General features: G+C 67.5%; 3 protein-coding genes. 1 reads left to right on the top strand and 2 read right to left on the bottom strand.

Annotated elements, in window-relative coordinates; genetic code table 11:
• A partial coding sequence (locus tag A9W99_RS24970; RefSeq protein ID WP_253870404.1) for a non-ribosomal peptide synthase/polyketide synthase occupies positions 1 to 18,812 on the top strand: 18,812 nt, incomplete at its 5' end.
• Between the two features lie 11 nt (positions 18,813 to 18,823).
• Here A9W99_RS24970 and A9W99_RS24975 read toward each other — a convergent pair.
• Entirely contained in the window at positions 18,824 to 19,498 is a 675-nt protein-coding gene (locus A9W99_RS24975) for an isoprenylcysteine carboxylmethyltransferase family protein (protein ID WP_067384893.1), read from the bottom strand.
• A gap of 37 nt (positions 19,499 to 19,535) precedes the next feature.
• A complete protein-coding gene (locus A9W99_RS24980; RefSeq protein WP_067384896.1) occupies positions 19,536 to 25,787 on the bottom strand; it encodes a type I polyketide synthase in 6,252 nt (2,083 codons plus the stop codon).
• Between the last annotated feature and the right edge of the window lie 275 nt (positions 25,788 to 26,062).

Consider the following 26,062-nt stretch of genomic DNA (forward strand, 5'->3'; position numbering starts at 1 on the left):
TCGTCGCCATGTTGGCCGTGCTGAAAACCGGGGCGGCATACCTGCCGATCGACCCGGCGCATGGCGCAGCGCGGATGGAGTTCATGGTTGGCGATGCGGCGCCGATCGCCGCGATCACCACCGAGGGCCTGCGGTCGCGGCTGGATGGATGTGACCTGCTGGTCATCGATTTCGCCGACCCAGTTGTTGACACCCAACCCAGCACCGCACTACCGCTGCCGGCCCCCGACGACATCGCCTACCTCATCTACACCTCCGGCACGACCGGTGTACCGAAGGGCGTGGCGGTCGCCCACTGCAACGTGACCCGGCTGCTGGGAACATTGGACGCCGAGCTGGCGCCGGGACGCGTTTGGTCGCAGTGTCACTCGTTGGCTTTCGACTTTTCGGTGTGGGAAATCTGGGGCGCGCTGCTGGGTGGCGGGCGGCTGGTGGTGGTGCCCGACGAGGTGGTCCGCTCACCGGAAGATATGCACGCCCTCCTGGTCGCTGAACAAGTCAGCGTGTTGAGCCAGACCCCATCGGCGTTTTACGCGCTGCAAACCGTCGACGCTCAACTGTGGTGGCAAACCGAGATCACGTCGTTCGAGCGCTCGGTGACGCACTGGCTCGGCATGAGCCAATCGCGCTCGGCTGAGACCGAAGGTCAGCTCAAGCTGCAGACTGTGGTGTTTGGCGGTGAAGCGCTCGAACCCCGACGCCTTGAGACATGGCTGGACAACCATCCCGGATCACCGCGGCTGCTCAACATGTATGGCATCACCGAAACGACGGTGCATGCCTCGATCCGGCAGATCGTCTACCGCGATGTCGCCAGCACCGCCAGCCCCATCGGCGTGCCGTTGGCGCATCTGGCCTTTTTTGTGCTGGATAACTGGTTGCGTCCGGTGCCCGTCGGTGTGGTCGGTGAGTTGTATGTGGCCGGCGCCGGATTGGGCGTCGGGTATTGGCGTCGGGCCGGTTTGACGGCGTCGCGGTTTCTGGCCTGTCCGTTCGGCGGTGCGGGGACGCGCATGTATCGCACCGGGGATCTGGTGCGTTGGGGCGCCGATGGGCAGCTGCAGTATCAGGGTCGCTCCGATGAGCAGGTCAAGATCCGCGGGTACCGCATCGAGCTCGGTGACGTGCAAGCCGCCCTGAGCGGGCTGGACGGCGTGGAGCAGGCGGAGGTCATCGTCCGCGAGGACCACCCCGGCGACAAGCGGCTGGTGGGGTATGTGACCGGGACCGCAGACCCGGTTCTGGTGCGCACCGCGCTCGCCGAGCGGCTGCCGGCCTACATGGTCCCGGCGGCGGTGGTGGGGTTGGAGGCGCTGCCGCTGACTGTCAACGGCAAACTCGACAAACGAGCCCTTCCGGCACCGGAATACCAGGAAGGCGATCGTTACCGCCCCCCGGCCAACGCGGTCGAGGAGATCCTGGCCGGCATCTACGCCGGGGTGCTGGGCTTGGAGGGGGTCGGGGTCGACGACTCGTTCTTCGAGCTGGGTGGGGACAGCATCCTGACGATGCAGGTCGTGGCGCGCGCTCGTGCGGCCGGCCTGCTGTGCAAGCCGCGCGATGTTTTCGCCGAGCAGACCGTGGCCCGGCTGGCCAGAGTGGCCCAGGTGGCCGACGCTGCCCGTGGCGTCATCGACGAAGGCATCGGGCCGGTGCTGGCCACCCCGATCATGCGGTGGCTGCAGGGCGTGGATGGCCCGATCGATCAGTTCAACCAGGCGGTGGTGATCCAGGCTCCCGCTGATGTGACCGACGCCGACGTGGCGGTGGTATTGCAGGCGTTGCTGGATCGGCATGCGATGTTGCGGCTGCGCGTCGACGACGACGGCGCCGGTGGTTGGTCGTTGCACGTGCCCGAAGCGGGATCCGTGCAGGCGAGCGGGTGCCTGCACGCGGTGGACGTGCTGTCGGACAACGCGCTGCGGCAGGCGCGCGCCCGGTTGAACCCAGCCGCCGGGGCGATGGTGAGCGCACTGTGGGTGACCCCCACCAGCCAATTGGTCGTGCTCATCCACCATCTCGCCGTCGACGGAGTGTCGTGGCGAATTCTTCTGGAAGACCTCAACGTGTCCTGGGGCCAGCATCGCGCCGGGAAGGCGGCGAGCTTGCCGATGGGCGGGACGTCGTTTGCCCGGTGGGCGAAGCTGCTGGTCGAGTATGCGCGCCGCCCCGAGGTTGTGGAGCAAGCCGAGACGTGGCGGCGGGTGGCGGCGACACCGGCCGCGCTTCCGCCGGTGCGCCCCCAGACGGATACCTATGAACGCGCCGGGCACCTGTCAGCGGATCTGGATGTCGAGACCACCCGCATGCTGCTGGGAGAGGTCCCCGCGGCGTTCCATGCCGGGGTGCAGGACGTTCTGCTGATCGCGTTCGGCCTGGCGTTGGCACAGTTTTTGGGCACCGGTCGGACGCCGATCGGCATCGATGTGGAGGGCCACGGCCGCCAAGAGGAGCTGGCCTCCGATGTGGATTTGTCGCGCACGGTGGGTTGGTTCACCAGCAAATACCCGGTGGCGTTGAACGTCGCGAGGACGGTTGTTGGCCCGTCGTGGGAGCAGGTGGTGGCCGGCGAAGCCGTGCTGGGGACGGTGATCAAGGACGCCAAAGAGCAGCTGCGAGCCCTTCCCGACGGGTTGACCTACGGTGTGCTGCGCTATCTGAACAGCGAGGTCGACCTAGACGGCGCCGACCCGCCGATCGGGTTCAACTATCTGGGGCGGCTGGGCGTTGCTACCGAGCTTTCCGACGACCTGTGGCGGGTTAGCCGAGAAGGCTTATCATCGACCCGCGCGGCCGCGGCACCCATGCCGCTGATGCACACCCTGGACCTCGACGCCGGCACCGTGGACAACGGCATCGGCCCGCAGTTGCGCGCCAACTGGACATGGGCGGCGTCGGCACTGGATCACCCACAGATCAGCCGCCTCAGCCAATTATGGTTCGAAGCCCTGGCGGGCATCTGCGCGCATGTGCGTCGCGGTGGCGGCGGGCTGACCCCGTCCGATATCGCACCTGCCCGGTTGAGCCAGCCTGAAATCGACGAGCTGTGCCGGCAATATCGAATCGCTGACGTGCTCCCGCTGACGCCGGTTCAGCAGGGGCTGCTCTTTCACGCCAGCGCCGCGCAGGGCGGCACTGACGATATATACGCGGTGCAGTCGGCTATCACCGTGACCGGCCCGCTGGACCCCAACCGCCTGCGCGATGCGGTGCAGACCGTGATCAGCCGGCACCCCAACCTGGCCGCCCGATTCTGCTCACAGTTCGACGAGCCGGTGCAGATCATCCCGGCCCATCCCGAGGCGGGGTGGCGGTATGTCGAAATGGACGGCGCCGCCGGCGTAAAGGCACTCGACGCTGAGGAGCAGATTCAGCGGCTGTGCGCCGAAGAGCGCGCCGCGGTCTGTGACCTCGCCAATCCCCCGGCGTTCCGGGCGACTTTGATCCGCACGGCAGCCGACCGGCATCGCGCCGTGTTCACCTTTCACCACATCGTGCTGGATGGCTGGTCGTTGCCGGTCCTGCTGCAGGAAGTCTTCGCCAGCTACCACGGACACCGACTGCCTGCCGCCCCGCAGTACCGCAGGTTTGTCAGCTGGCTGGCCGATCAAGACCTCGATGCCGCCCGCGCTGCCTGGCGCGAGCTGCTGGCCGGATTTGACGCCCCCACCTTGGTGGGCCCGGCGGGCCGGCTAGAGCTCGGGCAGCGCGGGGTCGCGTCGTTCCAGGTGCCGGAAGCGACCACCGAGGCGCTGGGCCAGCTGGCCCGCTCGCACCAGACCACCGTCAACACCGTGCTGCAGGGCGCCTGGGCGCAGCTGCTGATGTGGCTGACCGGCCAGCATGACGTCGCATTCGGGATTGCGCTGTCGGGCCGCCCGGCGGAGGTCGCCTGGGCGGAATCAATGGTGGGCCTGATGATCAACACCGTGCCGGTGCGCGCACACAGCACGCCGGCAACCACGTTCGCAGACTTGCTCGACCAGCTGCAGCGTGCCTACAGCGACACCCTCGACCATCAGCACCTGGCGCTCAGCGAGATTCACCGCATCACCGGCCACGATCACCTTTTCGACACCCTCTTCGTCTACGAGAACTACCCGATCGATAGCGCCGCGATGTCGAGCGCCGACGGACTGACCATCGCCGAGGTCACCGGCCGCGAATACAACCATTACCCCCTTGCGGTGATGGTGTTGCCCGGCACCGAACTGGGCCTTCGCGTCGAATACGACACGGACGTGTTCAACGCGGCCGCCGTCGACAAGCTCATCGACAGGTTGCAGCGGCTACTGCTGGCGATGATCGCCGACCCCACCGCGCGGTTGTCGTCGGTGGATCTGCTCGACGGGCCCGAGCATGCCCGGCTGGCTGAGTGGTCCAACCGAGCGGTATTGAACCAGCCTGTGTCAGCCTCCGCCGCGTCGATTCCGGCGGTGTTCGCCGCGCAGGTGGCGCGTGCCCCAGGTGCGGCGGCGTTGACGTGTGGGCAGCGCTCATGGAGCTACCAAGAGTTGGATGAGGCTTCTAACCGGTTGGCGCACTTGCTGATTGGGCACGGTGCGGGCCCGGGCCAGTGTGTGGCGTTGATGTTTTCCCGGTCGGCTGAGGCGATCGTGTCGATTCTGGCGGTGCTCAAGACGGGGGCGGCGTACATGCCAGTCGACCCGGCACTGCCGGTGGCGCGGGTGCAGTTCATGGTGGGCGATGCGAGGCCGGTTGCCGCGCTGACGACCGCGGCGCTGACCGATCGGCTGGCTGGGTGTGAGCTCGTGGTCGTCGACGTCGAGGACCCCCGCGTCCAGGCGTATCCAGGCACGGGGCTGCCGGCACCGGCGCCCGACGAGCTGGCTTACCTGATCTACACCTCCGGCACCACAGGTGTGCCCAAAGGGGTTGCCGTTGCCCACCGCAACGTGACCCAGTTGGTGGAGTCGCTGCCCGCGGGCCTACCGGGCCAGGTGTGGTCGCAGTGGCATTCCTACAGCTTCGACGTGTCGGTGTGGGAGATTTTCGGAGCGCTGCTGCACGGTGGCCGCCTGGTGGTGGTGCCCGAGTCGGTGGCGCGATCACCGGAAGATTTTCATGCCCTGCTGGTCGCTGAAGAAGTCAGCGTGTTGGGCCAAACCCCTTCTGCGGTAGGCATGTTGTCACCGGAGGGCCTGGGCTCGATGGCGTTGATGGTCGCCGGTGAGGCGTGTCCGGTCGAGCTGATGGACCGGTGGGCTCCGGGGCGGGTGATGATCAACGCCTACGGCCCGACCGAGGCCACGGTGTACGCGGCCATGAGCGCGCCGCTGAGGGCGGATTCGGCGAAAAACGGGATTGTGCCGATCGGCTCGCCGATGCCACGCGGAGCATTGTTCGTGCTGGACGGATGGTTGCGTCAGGTGCCCGAAGGTGTGGTCGGCGAGCTGTATGTGGCCGGCAGCGGAGTGGCCTGCGGGTATATGCGCCGGGCCGGGCTGACGTCGTCGCGCTTTGTGGCCTGCCCGTTCGGCGGACCCGGGGCGCGCATGTACCGCACCGGGGATCTGGTGCGCTGGGACGCCGACGGGCAGCTCGAGTATCTGGGCCGCGCCGACGAGCAGGTCAAGATCCGCGGCTACCGGATCGAGCTCGGCGAGGTACAGGCAGCGCTTTCCAGCCTCGACGGTGTCGAGCAGGCGGTGGTGATCGCCCGCGAGGACCGTCCCGGCGACAAACGTCTCGTCGGCTACGTCACCGGAACCGCGGATCCGGCCGCGGCGCGCGCAAAGCTCGCCGAGCGACTGCCGGGCTATATGGTCCCGGCCGCGGTGGTGGTAATCGACGCGGTGCCCTTGACCGTCAACGGGAAACTCGACAGGCGCGCCCTGCCGGCGCCGGAATTCCAGGATGCCGCCGGCTACCGCGCCCCGACCACGGCGATCGAGGAAATCCTGGCCGGCATCTACGCCCAGGTGCTGGGCTTGGAGCGGGTCGGCGTTGATGATTCGTTTTTCGATCTCGGCGGGGATTCCCTGTCGGCGATGCGCGTCGTCGCGGCGATCAACGCCGGCCTGGATGCGCACCTGGGTGTGCGCGGCTTCTTCGACGCGCCCGCCGTCGCCAAGTTGGCGCCCCTGATCGGTGCCGAAGGCGGTGGCCTCGAGCCGCTGGTGCCGGCCGAGCGACCCGCGGTGGTCCCGTTGTCGTTTGCCCAGAGCAGGTTGTGGTTCCTGGATCAGCTGCACGGGCCGTCGCCGATCTACAACATGCCGGTGGCGTTGCGGCTGCGCGGGCGCCTCGATGTCGAGGCGCTGCGTGCGGCGATCGCCGACGTGGTGGACCGCCACGAGAGTCTGCGGACGTTGTTCCCGGCGGTCGATGGCGTACCGCATCAGCAGGTGGTGCCGGCGCTGCGGGGCGACTTCGGTTGGGCTGTCGTTGACGCCACCGGGTGGCCGGCGAGCCGGCTGGCGGAGGCCATCGACGCCGTGGTGCGCCACCCCTTCGACTTGGCGGCCGAAATCCCTTTGCAGGCAAGGCTTTTCCGCATCAGCACAGAGGAGCACGTGCTGGTCGCGGCGGCACATCATATCGCCGCTGACGGCTGGTCGATCACCCCCTTGGTGCGTGACCTGGGGATGGCATATGCCAGCCGGTCTGCGGGTCAGGCCCCCGGCTGGGCGCCGTTGGCGGTGCAATATGTCGACTACACGCTGTGGCAGCGGGCGCAGTTCGGCGACCTGGACGACAGCCACAGCCGCATCGCCGCCCAGCTCGCGTATTGGGAAGACGCACTGGCGGGGCTGCCGGAACGGGTGCAGCTGCCCACCGATCGCCCCTACCCGCCCGTAGCCGATTACCGCGGCGCCACGGTGGCTGTGGACTGGCCCGCCGAGCTGCAGCAGCGGCTGCACGCTTTGGCCCGCGAGCACAACTCGACCAGTTTCATGGTGGTTCAGGCCGCGCTGGCGATATTGCTCTCCAAGATCAGCGCGAGCAGCGATGTGGCAGTGGGATTCCCGATCGCCGGGCGGCGCGACCCGGCCCTCGACGACCTGGTCGGGGCGTTCATCAACACCTTGGTGTTACGCGTCGATCTGGGCGGTGACCCCACCATTGCCGAGTTGCTCGCCCAGGTTCGCGGTCGCAGCCTGGCCGCCTACGACCATCAGGACGTCCCCTTCGAGGTGCTCGTCGAGCGGCTCAACCCGACCCGCAGCCAAACCCATCACCCGCTGGTCCAGGTGATGCTGGCCTGGCAGAACTTCGCCGGACAGGAGGGGGCCGGACAAGACGAGCTGTCCCTGGGCGATTTGCAGGTCGCGCCGCTCTCGGCCGACACCCACACCGCGCGGGTCGATCTGACGTTTTCGCTGGCTGAACGCTGGAATCAGGCGGGGGAGTCTGCCGGAATCGGCGGGACTGTGGAGTTTCGGACGGATGTGTTCGACGCGTCGAGCATCGAGGCGCTGATCGCGCGGTTCCGGAGGGTGTTGGCGGAGATGACCGCCGACCCCGGCCGGCGGCTGTCGTCGATGGATCTGCTCGATGCCGACGAGCATGCCGCCCTGGATGGGTGGGGCAACCGGGCGGTATTGAACCAGCCTGTGCCGGGCTCCGCCGCGTCGATTCCGGCGATGTTCGCCGCTCAGGTGGACCGTGCCCCGGAGGCCGTCGCGCTGGTATGCGGGGAGCGTTCGTCTACCTATCGCGAGTTGGACGAGGCTTCTAACCGGTTGGCGCACTTGCTGATTGGGCAGGGCGCGGGTCCAGGTCAGTGTGTGGCCCTGCTGATGGAGCGTTCGGCCGAGGCCGTCGTGTCGATTCTGGCGGTGCTCAAAACCGGGGCGGCGTATTTGCCGATGGACCCAGCGCACCCGTCGGCGCGGATCGAGTTCATGGTGGCCGACGCCGCCCCGATCGCGGCGATTGCGTCGACCGGGCTTGCTGAGCGGCTGGGCGGTGGTGGCCTGTGTGTCATCGATCCCGATGACACCCGCATCGGCAGCTACCCGAATACCGCGTTGCCGGCGCCGGCCCCCGACGGGATCGCCTACATCATCTACACCTCAGGGACCACCGGCGTCCCCAAGGGCGTGGCAGTCACCCACCGCAACGTCCACCAGCTGCTGGAGGCCCTGGATTCCGGGCTCGATCTGTTGCCGGGTCAGGCATGGACGCAGTGCCACTCGTTGGCGTTCGACTACTCCGTGTGGGAGATCTGGGGTGCCCTGCTGCACGGCGGGCGGCTGGTGGTGGTGCCCGACCGTGCGGTGCGCTCGCCGCAGGACCTGCATGCCTTGTTGGTCAATGAGCAGGTCAGCGTATTGAGCCAGACGCCGTCTGCGTTCTACGCATTGCAGACCGCCGACACGCTGGCCCCCGAATTAGGGCAGCGGCTGCAGCTGCAGACGGTGGTGTTCGGCGGTGAAGCGCTGGAACCACAACGCCTCCGCACCTGGCTGGACCGTCATCCACGATCGCCGCGACTGATCAACATGTACGGCATCACCGAGACGACGGTGCATGCCTCGTTCCGCGAGGTCACCGACGGCGACGTCGCCGGCAATGCCAGCCCCATCGGGGTTCCGCTGGCCCATCTCGGCTTTTTCGTCCTGGACCAGTCGTTGCACCAGGTGCCCACCGGCGTGGTCGGTGAGCTGTACGTGGCCGGTGGTGGGCTGGCGTGCGGGTATGTGGGCCGTTCGGATCTGACGGCGACGCGGTTTGTGGCGTGCCCGTTCGGGGCGTCCGGACAGCGCATGTACCGGACCGGGGACCTGGCGTCGTGGGGCGCTGACGGGCAGCTGCAATATCTGGGGCGCGCCGACGAACAGGTCAAGATCCGCGGGTACCGCATCGAGCTGGGTGAGGTGCAGGCCGCGCTGGCCGGGCTGGCCGGTGTGCAGCAGGCGGTGGTGATCGCCCGCGAGGACCGTCCCGGCGACAAACGTTTGGTGGGATACGTCACCGGGACCGTTGACCCGGCCGGGATGCGCGCGGCGTTGGCCGAGCGACTGCCGGCCTATATGGTGCCGTCCGCCGTGGTCGCCATCGATGCGCTGCCGGTGACGGTGAACGGCAAACTCGACAAGCGCGCTCTGCCGGCTCCCGAATACCAGGAGACCGACCGCTACCGCGCCCCCGCCACGGCCATCGAGGAGATCCTGACCGGCGTCTACGCCCAAGTCCTCGGGATCGAGCGGGTCGGAGTCGACGACTCGTTCTTCGACCTCGGCGGGGACTCACTCTCGGCGATGCGGGTCGTCGCTGCGATCAATACCGCCCTGGAGGTCGGCCTGGCGGTGCGCACGGTCTTCGAGGCACCCACCGTGGCGCAATTGGCGCCGCGCATCGGTGCCGACGGCGACCGTCTGGACGCGTTGGTGCCCGCCGAGCGGCCTTCGGTGCTGCCGTTGTCGTTTGCCCAGAGCCGGTTGTGGTTCCTCGACCAGTTGGAGGGGCCGTCGCCGGTTTACAACCTAGCTGTGGCATTGCGGCTGGTCGGGAGGCTGGATCCCGAGGTGCTGAGAACGGCGCTGGCCGACGTGGTGAGCCGCCACGAGACCCTGCGCACCGTCTTCGTCGCCGCGGAGGGAACCCCGCACCAGGTGGTGTTGTCGCCCGAGCGGATCGACTTCGGCTGGCAGGTCGTTGACGCAACGGGGTGGTCGACGGGCCGGCTGGCCGAGGCCGTCGGCGCCGCGGCGCGGTACCCGTTTGACCTGGCGAGCGAAATGCCTTTCCAGGCAGAGCTTTTCCGTGTCGCCGACGGCGAGCACGTGCTGGTCGCCGTGGTGCACCATATCGCCGCTGACGGCTTGTCGGTGACGCCGTTGGTGCGTGATCTGGGTGTGGCCTATGCCAGCCGGTCCGCGGGTCAGCCCCCAAGTTGGGCGCCGTTGCCGGTGCAGTACGTCGACTACACGCTGTGGCAGCGCGAACAGTTCGGCGAGCTGCAGGATCCGCACAGCCGAATCGGCGTCCAGTTGGCTTACTGGCAGGACGCGCTGGCCGGGATGCCCGAGCGGGTGCAGCTGCCCACCGACCGGCCCTATCCGCCGGTCGCCAATCAGCGCGGGGCCACCGTCGCGGTGGACTGGCCGGTCGAGTTGCAACAGCGGGTCCGTGCGACGGCGCGTGAACACAACGCCAGCAGCTTCATGGTGATGCAGGCCGCCCTGGCGGTGCTGTTGTCCTCGCTGAGTGCCAGCAGCGACGTGGCGGTGGGCTTCCCGATCGCCGGGCGGCGCGATTCCGCACTGGACGACCTGGTGGGCTTCTTCGTCAACATCCTGGTGCTGCGGCTGGACCTGAACGGTGATCCCACCGTCGCCGAGCTGCTGGCGCAGGTCCGTCAGCGCAGCCTGGCCGCGTACGAACATCAGGATGTGCCCTTCGAGGTGCTGGTGGACCGGCTCAACCCGATCCGGTCGCTGACCCACCACCCGCTGGTACAGGTGATGCTGGCCTGGCAGAACTGGCAGGACACCGATCCCACCGCTGGACTGGCACTGGGAGATCTGCAGGTCAGCCCGGTTCCGGTGGACACCAATACCGCTCGCATGGATTTGACGTTCTCGCTGGCCGAACGCTGGACGGCGGCCGGCGAACCCGCCGGGATCGGCGGGACTGTGGAGTTCCGCACCGATGTGTTCGACGCGGCCGGCATCGAGGCGCTGGTCGAGCGGCTACGCCGGGTGCTGGCGGCCATCACCGCTGACCGCGGGCTGCGGTTGTCGTCGATGGATCTGCTGGATTCCGCCGAGCGCACCCGGCTGGAGCGGCTGGGCAACCGGTCGGTGCTGGCCCAGCCGCTGACGGCCCCGTCGATCCCGGCGGTGTTTGCCGCCCGGGTGGCGAGTCACCCGGACGCGCGGGCACTGACCTTCGCAGGCCGCTCGATGACGTATCGCGAGCTCGACAAGGCGGCGGACCGGTTGGCGCAGGTGTTGGCCGGGCAGGGCGCCGGTCCGGGACAGTGTGTGGCCGTGTTGATGGAGCGCTCGGCGCGGGCCGTCGTGGCGATCTTGGCGGTGCTCAAGACCGGGGCGGCGTATCTGCCGATCGACCCGGCGCATCCCACGGCACGAATGGAATTCATGATTGCCGACGCCGCACCGGTTGCCGCGATCAGCATGTCGGGGCTGGCCGACCGGCTCAAGGGATCCGGCCTGCCGGTCATTGACGCAGACGACTCCGTCGCCGACATCCATCCGAAGGCAACGTTGCCGACGGTGAACCCCGACGAGGTTGCCTACCTCATCTACACGTCGGGGACCACCGGCATCCCCAAAGGCGTGGCGATCACCCATCGCAACGTGACTCAGCTGCTGGAGTCACTGGACGCCGGCCTGCCGCCGGCGGCGGTGTGGACACAGTGCCATTCCCTGGCTTTCGACGTTTCGGTGTGGGAGATCTTCGCTCCGCTGCTCGGCGGTGGGCGGCTGGTTGTGGTTCCCGAGGCGGTGGTCCGTTCGCCGGGCGACCTGCAGACGTTACTGGTCGACGAACAGGTCACTGTGCTCACGCAGACGCCGTCGGCGATCGCGGTGCTCTCGCCCAAGGGCCTGGAATCAATGGCCTTGGTCCTGGTCGGTGAGGCCTGCCCGGCCGAGGTGGTGGATCGGTGGGCGCCGGGGCGGGTGATGATCAACGCCTACGGCCCGACCGAGACCACGATGTGTGTCGCGATCAGTGCGCCGCTGCAGGCGGGGCAGGGCGACAAAGGGCCGGTGCCGATCGGATCGCCGGTGCCGGGTGCGGCGTTGTTCGTGCTCGACGGCTGGTTGCGGCCGGTCCCGGTCGGTGTGGTTGGCGAACTGTACGTCGCGGGTGCCGGCCTGGCGCGCGGGTATGTGCGCAGGTCGGGGTTGACGGCGTCGCGGTTTGTCGCTTGCCCGTTCGCGACCGTGGACAGTGCGGGGCAACCGGGACAGCGGATGTATCGCACCGGCGATCTGGTGTGCTGGGGTCCCGGCGGCCAGCTGCAATACCTGGGCCGCGCCGACGATCAGGTCAAGATCCGTGGACATCGGATCGAACCGGGCGAAGTCCGCACGGCGTTGGCCGGCGTGAACGGGGTAGAGCAAGCGGTCGTCGTCGCGCGAGAGGACCGGCCCGGAGACAAACGGCTGGTCGGTTATGTCACCGGCACCGCAGACCCGGCGGCGGCCCGCGCCGAGCTGGCCGAACGACTGCCGTCGTACATGGTTCCGTCCGCGGTGGTGGTGATCGGCGCGCTGCCGCTCACTCCCAACGGCAAACTCGACACCCGCGCCCTGCCGGCTCCCGACTATCAGGACGACGGTCGTTACCGCGCCCCGACCAACGCGATCGAGGAGCTGCTGGCCGGCATCTATGCGCAGGTCCTCGAAATCGAGCGGGTCGGCGTCGACCATTCGTTCTTCGACCTGGGTGGGGATTCGTTGTCGGCGATGCGGGTGGTCGCAGCGATCAACACCGCGCTGGATACCCGCCTTGCGGTGCGGACCATGTTCGAGGCACCCACGATTGCCCAGCTGGCGCCCCGGATCGGTGTGGGTGGGGCCCAGGTCCCGCGCTTGGTGGCGGTGGAGCGGCCCGCCGTGGTTCCGTTGTCGTTCGCGCAGAACCGACTGTGGTTTATCAGCCAGCTGCAGGGGCCCTCGCCGATTTACAACATCCCGGTCGTGTTGCGGCTGGGCGGACGGGTTGACGGGGACCTGCTCGGTGCGGCGCTGGCCGATGTGGTAGGCCGCCATGAGAGCCTGCGCACGCTCTTTCCGGCGCCCGACGGGATACCTCAGCAGCTGGTCATTCCGGTCGACCGGCCCGATTTCGGCTGGCAGGTCATCGATGCGGGCGACTGGTCGCCGGCTCAGCTCGGTGCGGCCATCGACGCCACGGCCAGTTACCCGTTCGACCTTGCGACCGAAATCCCGGTGCAGGCAAGGCTTTTCAGGCTCTCCAGCGAGGAACACGTGTTGGTGGCCGTGGTTCACCACATCGCCGCCGACGGGGTGTCGATGGCCCCGCTGCTGCGCGATTTGGATGTGGCGTATGCCGGCCGCTGTGCGGGTGGGGTACCGGGATGGGCGCCGTTGCCGGTGCAGTATGCCGATTTCACCCTGTGGCAGCGCGGGCATCTGGGCGATCTGACCGATAGCGACAGCCCTATCGCCGCGCAGCTGGCGTACTGGCAGCGTGCGCTGTCCGGGATGCCCGAGCGGCTGCAGCTTCCGACCGATCGGCCCTATCCGCCGGAGGCTGACTACCGCGGGGCCCGGGTTGCGGTGGACTGGCCGGCGCAGGTGCAGCAGCAGGTTGCCCAGGTCGCCGGTGCGCACAGCGCGACCAGTTTCATGGTGGTCCAGGCCGCCCTGGCGGTGCTGCTGTCGAAGATCAGCGCCAGCAGCGATGTGGCCGTCGGGTTCCCGATCGCCGGGCGCCGCGATCCCGCCCTCGATGACCTGGTGGGCTTCTTTGTGAACACCCTGGTGTTGAGGGTCGATCTGTCCGACGATCCCACCGTCGCTGAGTTGCTGGCCCAGGTGCGTCAGCGCAGCCTGGCCGCCTACGAGCATCAGGACGTGCCCTTCGAGGTGCTGGTGGAGCGTCTCAATCCCACCCGGAGCCTCGCCCATCACCCGCTGGTGCAGGTGGTGCTGGCCTGGCAGAACTTCGGCCGCCAGCTCAGCGACCCTGGACTGGCGTTGGGCAATCTGCAGGTCACCCCGCTTGGCGTGGACACTCGCACCGCTCGCGTGGACCTGACATTTTCACTGGCTGAACGCTGGACCGAGGCAGGGGAGCCCGCCGGCATTTCCGGTGAGGTGGAATTCCGCACGGATGTGTTCGAAGCGGCCAGTATCGAGGTGCTGGTCGAGCGGTTACGGCGCGTGTTGCTGGCCATGACCGCTGACCCGGGCCGGCGGCTGTCGTCGCTGGACGTGCTCGACGGCGGCGAGCGCGCCGGGCTTTACGAGTGGGGTAACCGTGCGGCGCTGACCGCGCCCACGCCGCGCGCGGCATCGATCCCGGCTTTGTTTGCCGCGCAGGTCGAGCGGGCGCCGGAAGCCGTGGCGCTGACCTTAGACGGTCGCTCCATGACCTATCGCGAGCTGGATGAAGCCGCCAACCGGTTGGCGCACCTGCTGATCGGGCACGGCGCGGGCCCGGGCAAGCGGGTGGCGCTGCTGTTGCCCCGCGCGACTGAGGCGGTCGTGGCGATTTTCGCGGTACTCAAAACCGGAGCCGCGTATGTGCCGATGGACCCGGCGCATCCGGCGGCGCGGATGGGATTCATGCTCGACGACGCCGCGCCGATCGCGGCCGTCACGAGTGCCGGGCTGGCCGACCGGCTGGACGGGCGCGGGGTGCCCGTCGTCGACGTCGACGATCCGAGGATCGACACCCAACCCGTCACCGCGTTGCCGGCGCCGGCGCCCGATGACGTCGCATACCTGATCTACACCTCGGGAACCACAGGTGCGCCCAAAGGTGTTGCAGTTTCGCATCAGAACGTGAGCTGGCTGCTCGAGACGCTGGACCACGACCTGGACCTGTCGCCGGGCCAGGTATGGACGCAATGCCATTCGCTGGCATTCGACTTCTCGGTGTGGGAGATCTTCGGTGCGCTGCTGCACGGCGGGCGGCTGGTGATGGTGCCCGACCATGTGGTCCGCTCACCAGAAGACCTGCACGCCTTGCTGGTTTCCGAACACGTCAGTGTGTTGAGCCAGACACCGTCCGCGTTTTATGCGTTGCAAACCGCCGACGCCCTACAGGCGGAAACGGGACGTCAACTCAAGCTTCAAACGGTGGTGTTCGGCGGTGAAGCGCTGGAGCCGCAGCGCCTTGGCAGCTGGCTGGACCGCCATCCGGGATCGCCCCGCCTGATCAACATGTATGGAATCACCGAGACGACGGTGCACGCCTCGTTCCGGGAAATCGTCGGCAGCGACGTCGGAGCTTCGGTGAGCCCGATCGGGGTGCCGTTGGCGCATCTCGGCTTTTTCGTGTTGGACGCGTGGCTGCGGCCGGTGCCGGTCGGTGTCGCCGGTGAACTTTATGTCGCTGGTCGCGGGCTGGCGCACGGGTATGTCGGCCGCGCGGGATTGACGTCGTCGCGGTTTGTCGCGTGCCCGTTGGGCGCGCCCGGACAACGGATGTACCGCACCGGGGATGTGGTGAGTTGGGGAGCTGACGGACAGCTGCACTACATGGGCCGCGCAGACGATCAGGTCAAGATTCGTGGGTACCGCATCGAGCTGGGGGAGGTGCGCGCAGCGCTGGCCGGCCTGGCCGGAGTGGAGCAGGCGGTGGTGATCGCCCGCGAAAGCCGTCCGGGTGACAAACGTCTGGTGGGCTATGTGACCGAGTCGGTAACCGGGACGGTGGACCCCGCGACTGCGCGGACTGCGTTGGCCGAGCGGCTCCCGGCGTACATGGTTCCCGCTGCGGTGGTGGTGATCGACGCGCTGCCCCTGACCGTCAACGGCAAACTCGACACCCGTGCGCTACCGGCGCCGGAATACCAGGAGGCCGACCATTACCGGGCTCCGGCCAGCGCGGTCGAGAAAATCCTGGCCGACATCTACGCGCAAGTCCTGGGCCTCGAGCGAGTCGGAGTCGACGAGTCGTTCTTCGAGCTGGGTGGGGACAGCATTCTGTCCATGCAGGTGGTCGCCCGGGCCCGGATGGCCGGGGTGGTCTGTCGGCCTCGCGATATCTTCGTCGAGCAGACGGTGGCCCGGCTGGCCCGGGTGGCGCGGGTGGCCGACACTGCCGGTGCCGTGGCCGACGAGGGCGCCGGGCCGGTGGTGACCACCCCGATCATGCGGTGGCTGCAGGGCATGGACGGCCCAGTCGACCGGTTCAACCAGACGATGGTGGTGCAGGCTCCCGCGGGCGTGACCGAAGGCGACGTGGTGGTGCTGTTGCAGGCGTTGCTGGATCGGCATGCGATGTTGCGGCTGCGCGTCGAGGACGACGGCGCCGGCGACTGGTTGCTGCAGGTGCGCGAGGCCGGGTCCGTTGCCGCCGGCGGCTGCCTGCAATCGGTGGACGTGTTGTCCGAAGAGGTTGTGACACAGGCGTTGTCGCGGCTGAACCCGGCCGCCGGGGCGATGCTCAGCGCGGTGTGGGCGAGTGCTGCCGGTCAATTGGCGTTGATCGTTCACCATCTGGCGGTGGACGGCGTGTCGTGGCGAATTCTGTTGGAGGACCTCAACATCGCCTGGGCTCAGCATCGTGACCGTCAGCCCGTGGCGCTGACGGGGGAGGGTACGTCGTTCGCGCGATGGGCGTCGCTGCTGGCTGACTATGCGCAGTCGACGGCGGTAGTAGCCCAGGCCGAGGTGTGGCGCCAAGTGGCGGCCACGCCCACGGTGTTGCCGGCGGTGCAGCCTGGAGTGGACACCTTCGCCAGCGCCGGACATTTGTCGGTGGAGTTGGACGTCGAGACGACCCGGATGCTGCTGGGCGAGGTGCCCGCGGCGTTTCATGCCGGCGTGCAGGACGTCTTGCTGATTGCGTTCGGCTTGGCTGTCGCCGAGTTCCTGGGCACCGGTTCTGGGCCGGTCGGTATCGACGTCGAAGGTCACGGGCGCCACGAGGAGCTGGGCGACGATATCGATCTGTCCCGCACGGTGGGCTGGTTCACTACAAAGTATCCGGTGTCCTTGCATGTCGGGGCGGCCGTCGGTGAGCTCACGTGGGAGCAGGTGATCTCCGGTGAGGCGGCCCTGGGAGCGGTCGTCAAAGACGTCAAGGAGCAGCTGCGCGCTTTGCCGGACGGGTTGACCTACGGGGTCCTGCGCTACTTGAACCCCGACGTTGACCTGGACGGCGCTGACCCCCCGATCGGGTTCAACTATCTCGGGCGTCTGGGTGCTGCTGCCGCCGAACTCTCCGAGGATTTCTGGCGCGTCGCCCAAGACGGCTCGGCGGGCGCCAGCATGGATCTGCCTCTGACGCTCGCCCATACCATCGAGGTCAATGCCAGCACTGCTGACACTGATAGCGGTCCAAGTCTGCACGCCAACTGGACGTGGGCGCCCTCCGCGGTGGACCGCGCACAGGTCAGCCGCCTGAGCCGGTTGTGGTTTGAGGCCCTGGCGGGCATCTGCGCCCATGTCCGCCGCGGTGGGGGCGGGTTGACGCCCTCGGATGTCGCGCCGGCCCAACTGAACCAGCAGCAGATCGACGAGCTGTGCAGGCAATACCGCGTCGCCGATGTACTACCGCTGACGCCGCTGCAGCAGGGGCTTCTGTTCCATGCCGGCGCCGCGCAAGAATCCGGCGACGACGTGTACGCGGTGCAGCTGGACATCGCCGTTTCCGGGCCGCTCGACCAGCGCCGGCTGCGCGATGCGGTACACACGGTGGTCGGCCGGCATCCCAACCTGGCGGCCCGATTCCTTGCACAGTTCGAGGAACCGGTGCAGATCATCCCGGCCGACCCCCAGCCCGCCTGGCGGTATGTCGACTTGGCCCACAACGTCGACGCGGATGAGCAGCTAACGGGGATATGCGCCGCCGAACGCGTCGCTGTCTGTGACCTGGCCGAGCCGCCGGCCTTCCGGGTGGCGTTGATCCGCACCGCACACGATCGACACCGGATCGTGCTGACGTTCCACCACATCTTGATGGATGGCTGGTCGCTGCAGATCCTGCAGCAGGAGTTGTTCGCCAGTTATGGCGGGCATCGGCTGCCTGCGGCCGTGCCGTACCGCAAGTTTGTGACCTGGCTGTCCGGTCAGGACCGCGCCTCGGCCCGAGCGGCTTGGCGCACGGTGCTGACCGGTCTCGACACTCCCACGTTGGTGGGTCCGCCGGACCGGCTAGGACTAGGGCAGCGAGGGGTACAGTCCTTCCTCGTCCCTGAAGAGACCACGCGCGCCATCGGCGAGCTGGCGCGCTTGCGCCACACCACCGTCAGTACGGTGCTGCACGGCGCCTGGGCGCAGATACTGGCTTGGCTGACCGGCGCGCCGGATGTCGCCTTCGGTGCAGTGGTTTCCGGTAGGCCCGACGAGGTGATCGGCGCCGAAGCGATGGTGGGGCTGTTGATCAACACGGTCCCGGTGCGGGCGCGGATCGCGGCTACAACCACCACCGCAGACCTGCTCGAGCAGTTGCAAACCGCGCGCAACGACACCCTTGAGCACCAGCATCTGGGGCTGCGTGAAATTCATCGGATCGCGGGTCATCACCAGCTGTTCGACACCGTTTTCGTATACGAGAACTACCCGGTTGGCCAGGACGCGTCGTTCGCCGCGGACGGACTGGTCGTCGACGAGGTGACCAACCGTGACCCCTACCACTACCCGTTGACCATCCAGGCCGTCCCCGGCCGTGAAATCGAGCTCCGTGTCCAATTCCGCACGGATGTATTCGACACGGCCGGCATCGAACGGCTGATGGAGCGATTCAATTGGTTGCTGGCGCTGATGGCCGCCGAACCCACTCGGCAACTGTCGTCGATCAACCTGCCGGGTAGCAGTGATCGGCCACGGATCGGCGAACACCGCAACCACGCGTTGCCGACCCAGGCGGTCAGCACGTCGCCGTCGAAGCCGGAAAACTCGGAGAACGGTCATCGCGCACCGGCCACTCTCGTCGAGCAGATCCTGGCCGACATCTACGCGCAGATATTGAAGCTGGACCGGGTCGGGGTTGGTGAGTCGTTCTTCGATCTCGGCGGGGATTCGCTTTCCGCGCTGCGGGCAATCGCCGCGATCAACGCGGCATTTGATATCCACCTTCCGGTGGGTGCCCTGTTCGAGGCCCCGACCGTTAGCGACCTGAGCGAGCAGTTACGCAGTATGCCGGCCTGGGAGAGAAAGCTTCCCGAGTGAGCACGCGGCCGCTACCACATGCACGGCACCAGGCGACTGCGAACTTTCTGCGTGTACTCCTGGTATCCGCGCAATTCTTCCCGGAGCAGCTCTTCCTCATCGCGGATGCGCCAGGTGAGTATCAATAGGCCAGTCACGACGAAGACGAGTCCCCAGTACGAACCGAGAGCAAGCGGGACGCCGACCATCAGAATCACGTTGCCGGTGTACATGGGATGGCGTACGACCCTGTAGAGACCGGTGGAGATAAGCTCCTGGCCTGACTCGACCCGGATCGTTGCGGACGCATAGCTGTTCTGAACGACAACCAGCATCATCACGCTAACGCCAACGGCTACCAGGACATCACCGACCACACAAATTGCCGTTGGCACGTGCGACCAGCCGAAGCGATGGTCGAGGGCGCTGACCACCATCATCGCGGCCAGCGACAACCATGCGATACCCATGACCGCCTTCTGCGCCGGTCTGGCCTCCGCGGTTGGTCCCCCCCGCCTGCGACGCTCCAGCGCAGCCGGATTCGTACGCAGCAAGTAGATGCCGAAAAGGTAGCCCGGAACGGTGAATGCTGCCAGGAAAACCCATCCTTGCCAGTAATTGAGCGTGAATGCCGCCGAAAAGATCAACAAGCCGAACTCAACAGGCTCCAAAAGCGCTAATAGTAACTTTTTGAGCAAGCTCTTCACGATTCTCCGTCCAATCGGCTTCGCGAATAGCGCGACGTCACGCCACTTGCCTGGCGGTTAGTTTTTCGTGCAGCAGTTCGGCCAGGCCGCGGATGGTGCTGATTTTTGCGAGGTCGGTGGATGTGACGCGGATTCCGGTTTCGGTTACGAGGCGGGTGCGTAGTTCGTGGGCGCCCAGTGAGTCCATGCCGTATTCGGGGAGGGGCCGGTCGGGATCGACCTCGCGGCGCAGAATGAGGCTGACCTGGTCGGAGATCAGTCGCCGTAGCCGGGCGGGCCATTGGTCGGGGGGTAGTCCGTCGAGTTCGGCGCGGAGCTTTTTGCTGCCCGTGCTGTGGTGGATGTCGGCGCGGAACGCTTCAGCGAAGGGGCTGCGGTGGGCGAAGGCGCTCAGCCACGTGGTGGCGGCGGGGGGTGCGTAGCCGGTGGTGGCGCGGTCGTGACGGAGCAGGGTTTGAAACGCGTGAGTGGCTTGCTCGGCGGTGATGGTGCTTGGGTCGGGGCTGTCGGCGGTGGGGGCCCAGGGACCCCACGCGATGGTGGTCGCGGTCAGGCCCCGGGTTCGGCGCCATCGGGTGAAGGCGTCCAGCCAGCTGTGTGCTGCGGCGGGCGCGGCGGGGGGGGCCGCGCCGAGCAGTGCGCTGGCCGAGGTGAACACGCAAAACCAGTCCAGCGGGTGCGCGGCGCTGGCCAGATGCAGGTTCCAGGCGCCATAGACCTGGGGCGCCCAGCTCTGCGCGAGCAGCTCGTCGGTGAGATCGCTCGCGGTGGGGTCGTGGCGCAGCGCGGCGGCGTGTAACACCCCGCGCAGCGCGAGCCCGGTGGCCGTCGCGGCGGAGACCAACCGCTGCGCGGTGTCAGCCTCGGCTATGTCGCCGCACTCCACCACGACCTCCGTGCCGTGCCCGCGGATAGCCTCGACCCTCGCCAATGCGTCGGGGGCGGGTTGTGAGCGCGAACCCAGCACAATGCGCTTACAGCCGGCCTCGGCCAGGTGTGCAGCAAAAAACAGCCCCGGCTCGCCCAGCCCGCCGGTGACGATGTAGGCGCCGTCACCACGAAACACCCGGGCCTGTTGCGGCGGCACCGTCACGCGGTTGGTGCCGGCGCGTGGGATGTCGAGCACGAGTTTGCCGCTGTGATCGGGATTGCTCATCTCCGCCAAGGCGGTGGCGGCCTGGGTCAGCGGGTAATGCGTGGCCTCGGGCACCGGCAGCACCCCTTCGGCGCTGAGCCGATACACCGTGCTCAGCAATGTGTGCACCCGGTGGGGGTGGCTCTGTGCCAGCACCGCGAGATCCATGGCGTAGAAGGTGAGGTTGCGCCTAAAAGGTGCAAGTCCTAGCCGGGTGTCGGCGCACAGGTCAGCCGCGCCGATCTCGACGAATCGCCCGCCGGGGGCGAGCAAGTCCAAGCTGGCGCGCCGGAGCGTGCCGGTAGCCAAGTTGAGCACCACGTCCACCCCGTAGCCGCCGGTATGAGCACGGATCAGCTCAGCGAACTCGATGCTGCTCGCGTCGTACACCTGCTCAATGCCCAACTCGCGCAACCATTGCCGATGCGCCTCGCGGGCGCCGGTGGCAAAGACCTGGGCTCCCGCCGCGCGGGCGATCGCGACGGCCGCCTGCGCGATATCGTGGGTCGCCGAGTGAATCAACACCTTGTCGCTCGCCTCGACACGGGCCAACTCCTGCAAGGCGTACCACGCGGTGGCGTTCGCGGTGGTCAACGCGGCGGCTTGCGGCTCCGACAACCCGTCCGGCAACGCCGCGACCAGGCGCGCATCACAGGTCACAAACCCGGCCCAAGCGCCGCCGGGGCACAGGCCACCGACCCGCTCACCCACCCGATGGGCCTCCACTCCAGGACCCACCGCGGTGATTACCCCGGCAAAATCAGTCCCCAACTGCGCTCCGTCGCGGGAGCGGCCCGCAGCGGCGCGCACCTCGGCCGGATTGACACCGCAGGCGCTGACACCGACCTCGATCTGCCCTAGCCCGGGCGCAACCCGATCACAGGCAGCCAGTTCCACAGTTTTCAGGTCTTCCGGTGCGCGGAGCTGCACGCGCACCCCGTCACGGGCATAATCGACCACCGCAATACGGCGCTCCTCGGCACGCAACGGGCTGCGCACCAACCGGGCCACAAACCACCCCCCGCCCCGCCACGCCGTCTCATCTTCCCCCGACCCGCCAAGCATCTGCGCCGCCAACAGTTCGACGTCGGTGCCCTCGTCGACGTCAACTTGAATGGTGTTCAGGTGCAAATGCTCGGCCGCGATTGCCCGAGACAAGCCTCGCAGTCCCGCCTGCTCCAAGTTGACCACATCACCCGCCAGCACACTCTGGGCATTGCGGGTCACCACGTACACACGGGGCGGCGCACCGGCACTCGGCGGAAACTGCCGGACAATCCGCATCAAGTGCCGCACGTACTCACGGCCCACCACCGGCGGTTGATCGACATCGTCACCGTCCTGCGGTCCAGTCAGGATCACCACTCCGCTGAATTCAGCGGTCCGCAGCTGATTTCCAAGCTGTTCGGAGTTTGACGGCTGATCGGCGTCCACCGGCCACCACATGGTGGTGCATTGCGCGCCATGATTCTTGAGCGCGCCGGGCAAGGTCCCGGCGAGCCCGTCCGCGGTGTCGCTGGTGTTGATCAGCAGCCAGTTTCCGGCGTCGGTCTTCTCCAGCTCGGGCAGTTCTCTCCGCTGCCACTCGATCGTCAGCAGCCGCTCGGCCAGCGAGCGGTCGTAACCTCCGCTGTCGGAGGCGTCCGTGCCCAGTCGCAGTCCCCGCACGCTCACCAGGACAACACCGTGCTGGTCAAGTACGTCGAGGTCCGCCTCGATCCCTAAGGCATCGGCCTTCGTCACCCGGGTGTAGCAGTACTTTGCGTTCCGGGCAGCAGCGTAGGAGCGGAGTCGACGGATACCCGACGGCAATCCCAGCGCACCTTCGCGGAGGGCCTGGACATCCGGGTGAGCCGCGACGGACTGAAAACATGCATCCAGCAGCACCGGGTGCACGACGAAAGCGCCTTGTTGCGTTCGGATTTCGCCTGGCAGCGCGACCTCGGCAAGGACCGTGCCCGTCGCGTCGTCACCGGTGTGCACGGTACGCAGACCACTGAACGCCGGACCATACTGGACATCACGCTGGTTGAGGCGGCTGCGCAGCGCCGAGCCGTCCTCGCTTCCCGGGTGCGCGGCAAGAAGCGTGGCCATGTCTTGCGCGGGGGGCTGCTCGTCGTCAGCGGCATGCAGCACAGCACTGGCTTGCCGCCTGTGCTCGCCGCCCTGATGCGTCTCGACGCTGAAGTCGACGACGCCCGGCAATACGCCAGTTGCCACCGCGCCCACGGTGGTCTGCTCCTGCAGCTGCAGCGCCTCGTCGAAGCGGAGGTCGCGGACCTCGCACGCCCCGCCCAGCACGGTGCGCGCCGCCGCCAACGCCATCTCGCAAAAGGCCGCCCCCGGCAGCACCGCCACATCCCCGACCAGGTGATCGCTTAGCCAGGGCTGGACGGCGGTTCCCACCTGCCCTTGCCAGACGTGGCGTTCCGGCTCCTCCTGCAAATCCACGTGCTGGCCCAGCAGCGGATGGACCGAAACGGTGTAGCCGCCGTGGGTGGTGGAGGCTTCCTGACCGTCGCGGTCCAGCCACAGCCGACGGCGGGTCCACGTCGGCAGCGGTGCATCCACCAACCGCCCGTCCGGATACAGCACCGAGAAGTCCACCGCGCCACCCGCGCTGTGCAGATCCGCCAGAAAACCACGCAGCCCGTGGGTCAGGTCCTGGTCGCGGTGCATGCTGGCCAGCGCCGCCACCGACATGTCGAGGGTCTGGGCGTTCTGCTCGACCGCGTCGATCAGCAGCGGGTGTGGTGCCAACTCAGCGAAGACCAGGTAGCCGTCCTCCAACGCGGCTCGCACTGCTGCAGCGAAGCGCACAGTGTTGCGCAGGTTCTCCGACCAGTACCACGCGTCGCACACCGGTTCCTCGCGTGGGTCGAACCCGGTTGCCGAGTAAAAGGGAACTTCCGGGGTCATCGGACGGATATCGCCGATCGAGTCGGTCAGCTGGTCCAGGATTGCATCGACTTCAGGCGAATGCACGGCGACGTCGGTGGCGATCTCGCGAGCCATCACGTCACGCTGCTCCCAGGATTCGACCAGCTCGCGGACCGCTTGGGCGGCACCGCCGATCACCGTGGACTGCGGCGAGGCCACCACCGAGACAACGACGTCGTCGACTCGCCGGCTCACCAGCTCCGAAAGTACTTGCTTGGCAGGCAATTCCACCGATGCCATCGCCCCGGCACCGGCAATGGCCGACATCAACCGGGAACGGCGGCAGATGACCCGCACTCCGTCTTCCAGCGACAGGGCACCCGCGACCACTGCCGCGGCAGTCTCACCGATGGAGTGCCCGATGACCGCGCCCGGTCGCACCCCGTGCGCCTTCAGGGTGGCGGCGAGGGCAACCTGCATGCTGAACAAGGTCGGATGGATCCGATCTATGCCGGAAACGATCTCGGTCGACGACATCGCCTCGGAGACGGAGAACCCTGACTCGCGGGCGATCAGCGGTTCGATCTGGGCGACAGTCGCGGCAAACACCGGCTCGGTCGCCAGCAGGTCAGCACCCATCCTCGCCCACTGCGAGCCCGGCCCCGAGAACACCCACACCGGCCCCCGGTCATCGCCGCCGACCGCCGGCTGAAAACGGGCATCGCTGCCGGCGACCCTGCGCAAGCCGGTGGTCAGCTCTTCGAGAGTCCGGGCGACGACCGCCGCCCGGATCGGCCGGTGCACGCGCCGGCGCGCCAGGGTGTAGGCAAGATCCGGCAGCGCCACCTCGTCATGAGCCTGCACCCAGTCGGCGAGCCGGCCGGCGGTACGTCGCAGTTCATCCGGCGAGGTGGACGAGATCGGGAACAGCAGTGGTGATTCGAATAACGTGGATTCGGGCGCGTCGGTAACCGGAGAATTCAAGGGCGGCTGTTCCAGGACGGCATGCACGTTGGTTCCGGAAAGACCGTACGACGACACCGCCGCCCGCCGGGGGTGCGCACCGTTGCTAGGCCACTCAGTAATCTGTTGTGGCACAAAAAGTTTGGTGCTGATGCGGGCAACCTCGTCGGGCAGACGGGTGAAGTGCGGATGCCGGGGTACCGCACCGTGCTGCAGCGCGAGGACCGCGTTCATCAACCCGAGAGCTCCGGACGCGGACTGCGTGTGGCCGAAATTGGCCTTCACTGTGGTCAGGGCGCAGGGGCCGTCGGTGCCGTATACCTCCGCGAGGCTGGCGTACTCGATCGCGTCACCCGCCGGGGCGCCCGGGCCGTGCGCCTCAACCATCCCGACGGTCCGCGCGTCGACGCCCGCAGCCGCCAACGCCGACCGGTATACCGCGGTCTGGGCCGTCGCCGAGGGTATGGCGAGGTCGCTGGTGCGGCCGTCCTGATTAGCGGCCGTGCCACGAATCACCGCCAGGATCCGATCGCCGTCGGTCAACGCGTCCGGCAAGCGCTTGAGCAACACCACGACGCAAGCCTCGCCGAACACATATCCGTCGGCCGCGACGTCGAAGGCACGGCAGCGTCCGGTGGGAGACAGCATGTTCTGTGCCGAGCCGGCAACGAATTTCCGTGGTTCGAGCATGGCGAAGGCGCCCCCGGCGAGGGCCAAGTCGGTTTCGCCGTCGTTCAGGCTGCGACAAGCCATATGCACGGCGAGCAGGCTGGACGAGCATGCGGAATCGACTGTGAGCGCGGGACCGCGCAGTCCCAAGGCATAGGCAATCCGGCCCGACGCCATGCTGAAGGTGTTGCCGTGGAGCCCATAAGGCCCTTCCATCGCCTCGGATTCAGCGCCCATCACTTGATAGTCGGAATGAGTCAGGCCGACGTACACACCGGTCAGGGACTCGACCATCGCCTCTCGCGGGATTCCGGCATGCTCCATGGCCTCCCAGGAGGTTTCGAGCAACAACCTGTGCTGCGGGTCGAGCGCGATCGCCTCCCGCTCCTCGATCCCGAAGAATTCGCGATCGAACCCGGCGATGTCGTCGAGGAATCCGCCCCATTTGCACACCGACCGACCCGGGACTCCCGGCTCGGGGTCGTAGAACTCGTCGGCGTCCCAACGGTCCGGCGGCACTTCGGTGATCGCGTCATCGGCCCGCAACAGCGCTTCCCACAGCCGTTCCGGAGAGTCGATCCCCCCTGGAAGCCGGCAGGCCATGCCGATAACCGCGACCGGGGTCACAACATCAGAACCCATCCCGACTCCTACGACGACCGGCCAAGTAGCCTTCCCTCCGCTGCCTCAAGCAAGTCGTGGCAACTCAGACGGCTAATTACGATCTCATGTCCCCTGAACTGCCAGCCTCCCGTCGTTTTCGTACTGTAGGCGACCAGCGCTCCGGGGGTACCCAATTCAACCGAAGTGTTATAGGCGGCGATCCCCGGATCAGCGACAACCAAGCAAGCCATTACGTTCGGGACCCACGGGGCCGGTCGGGCCGGCGCTCATCTTTTTTCATTCGCCCGTGCGAT

This window comes from Mycobacterium sp. 1164966.3 (assembly GCF_001665395.1).
Classification (GTDB): domain Bacteria; phylum Actinomycetota; class Actinomycetes; order Mycobacteriales; family Mycobacteriaceae; genus Mycobacterium.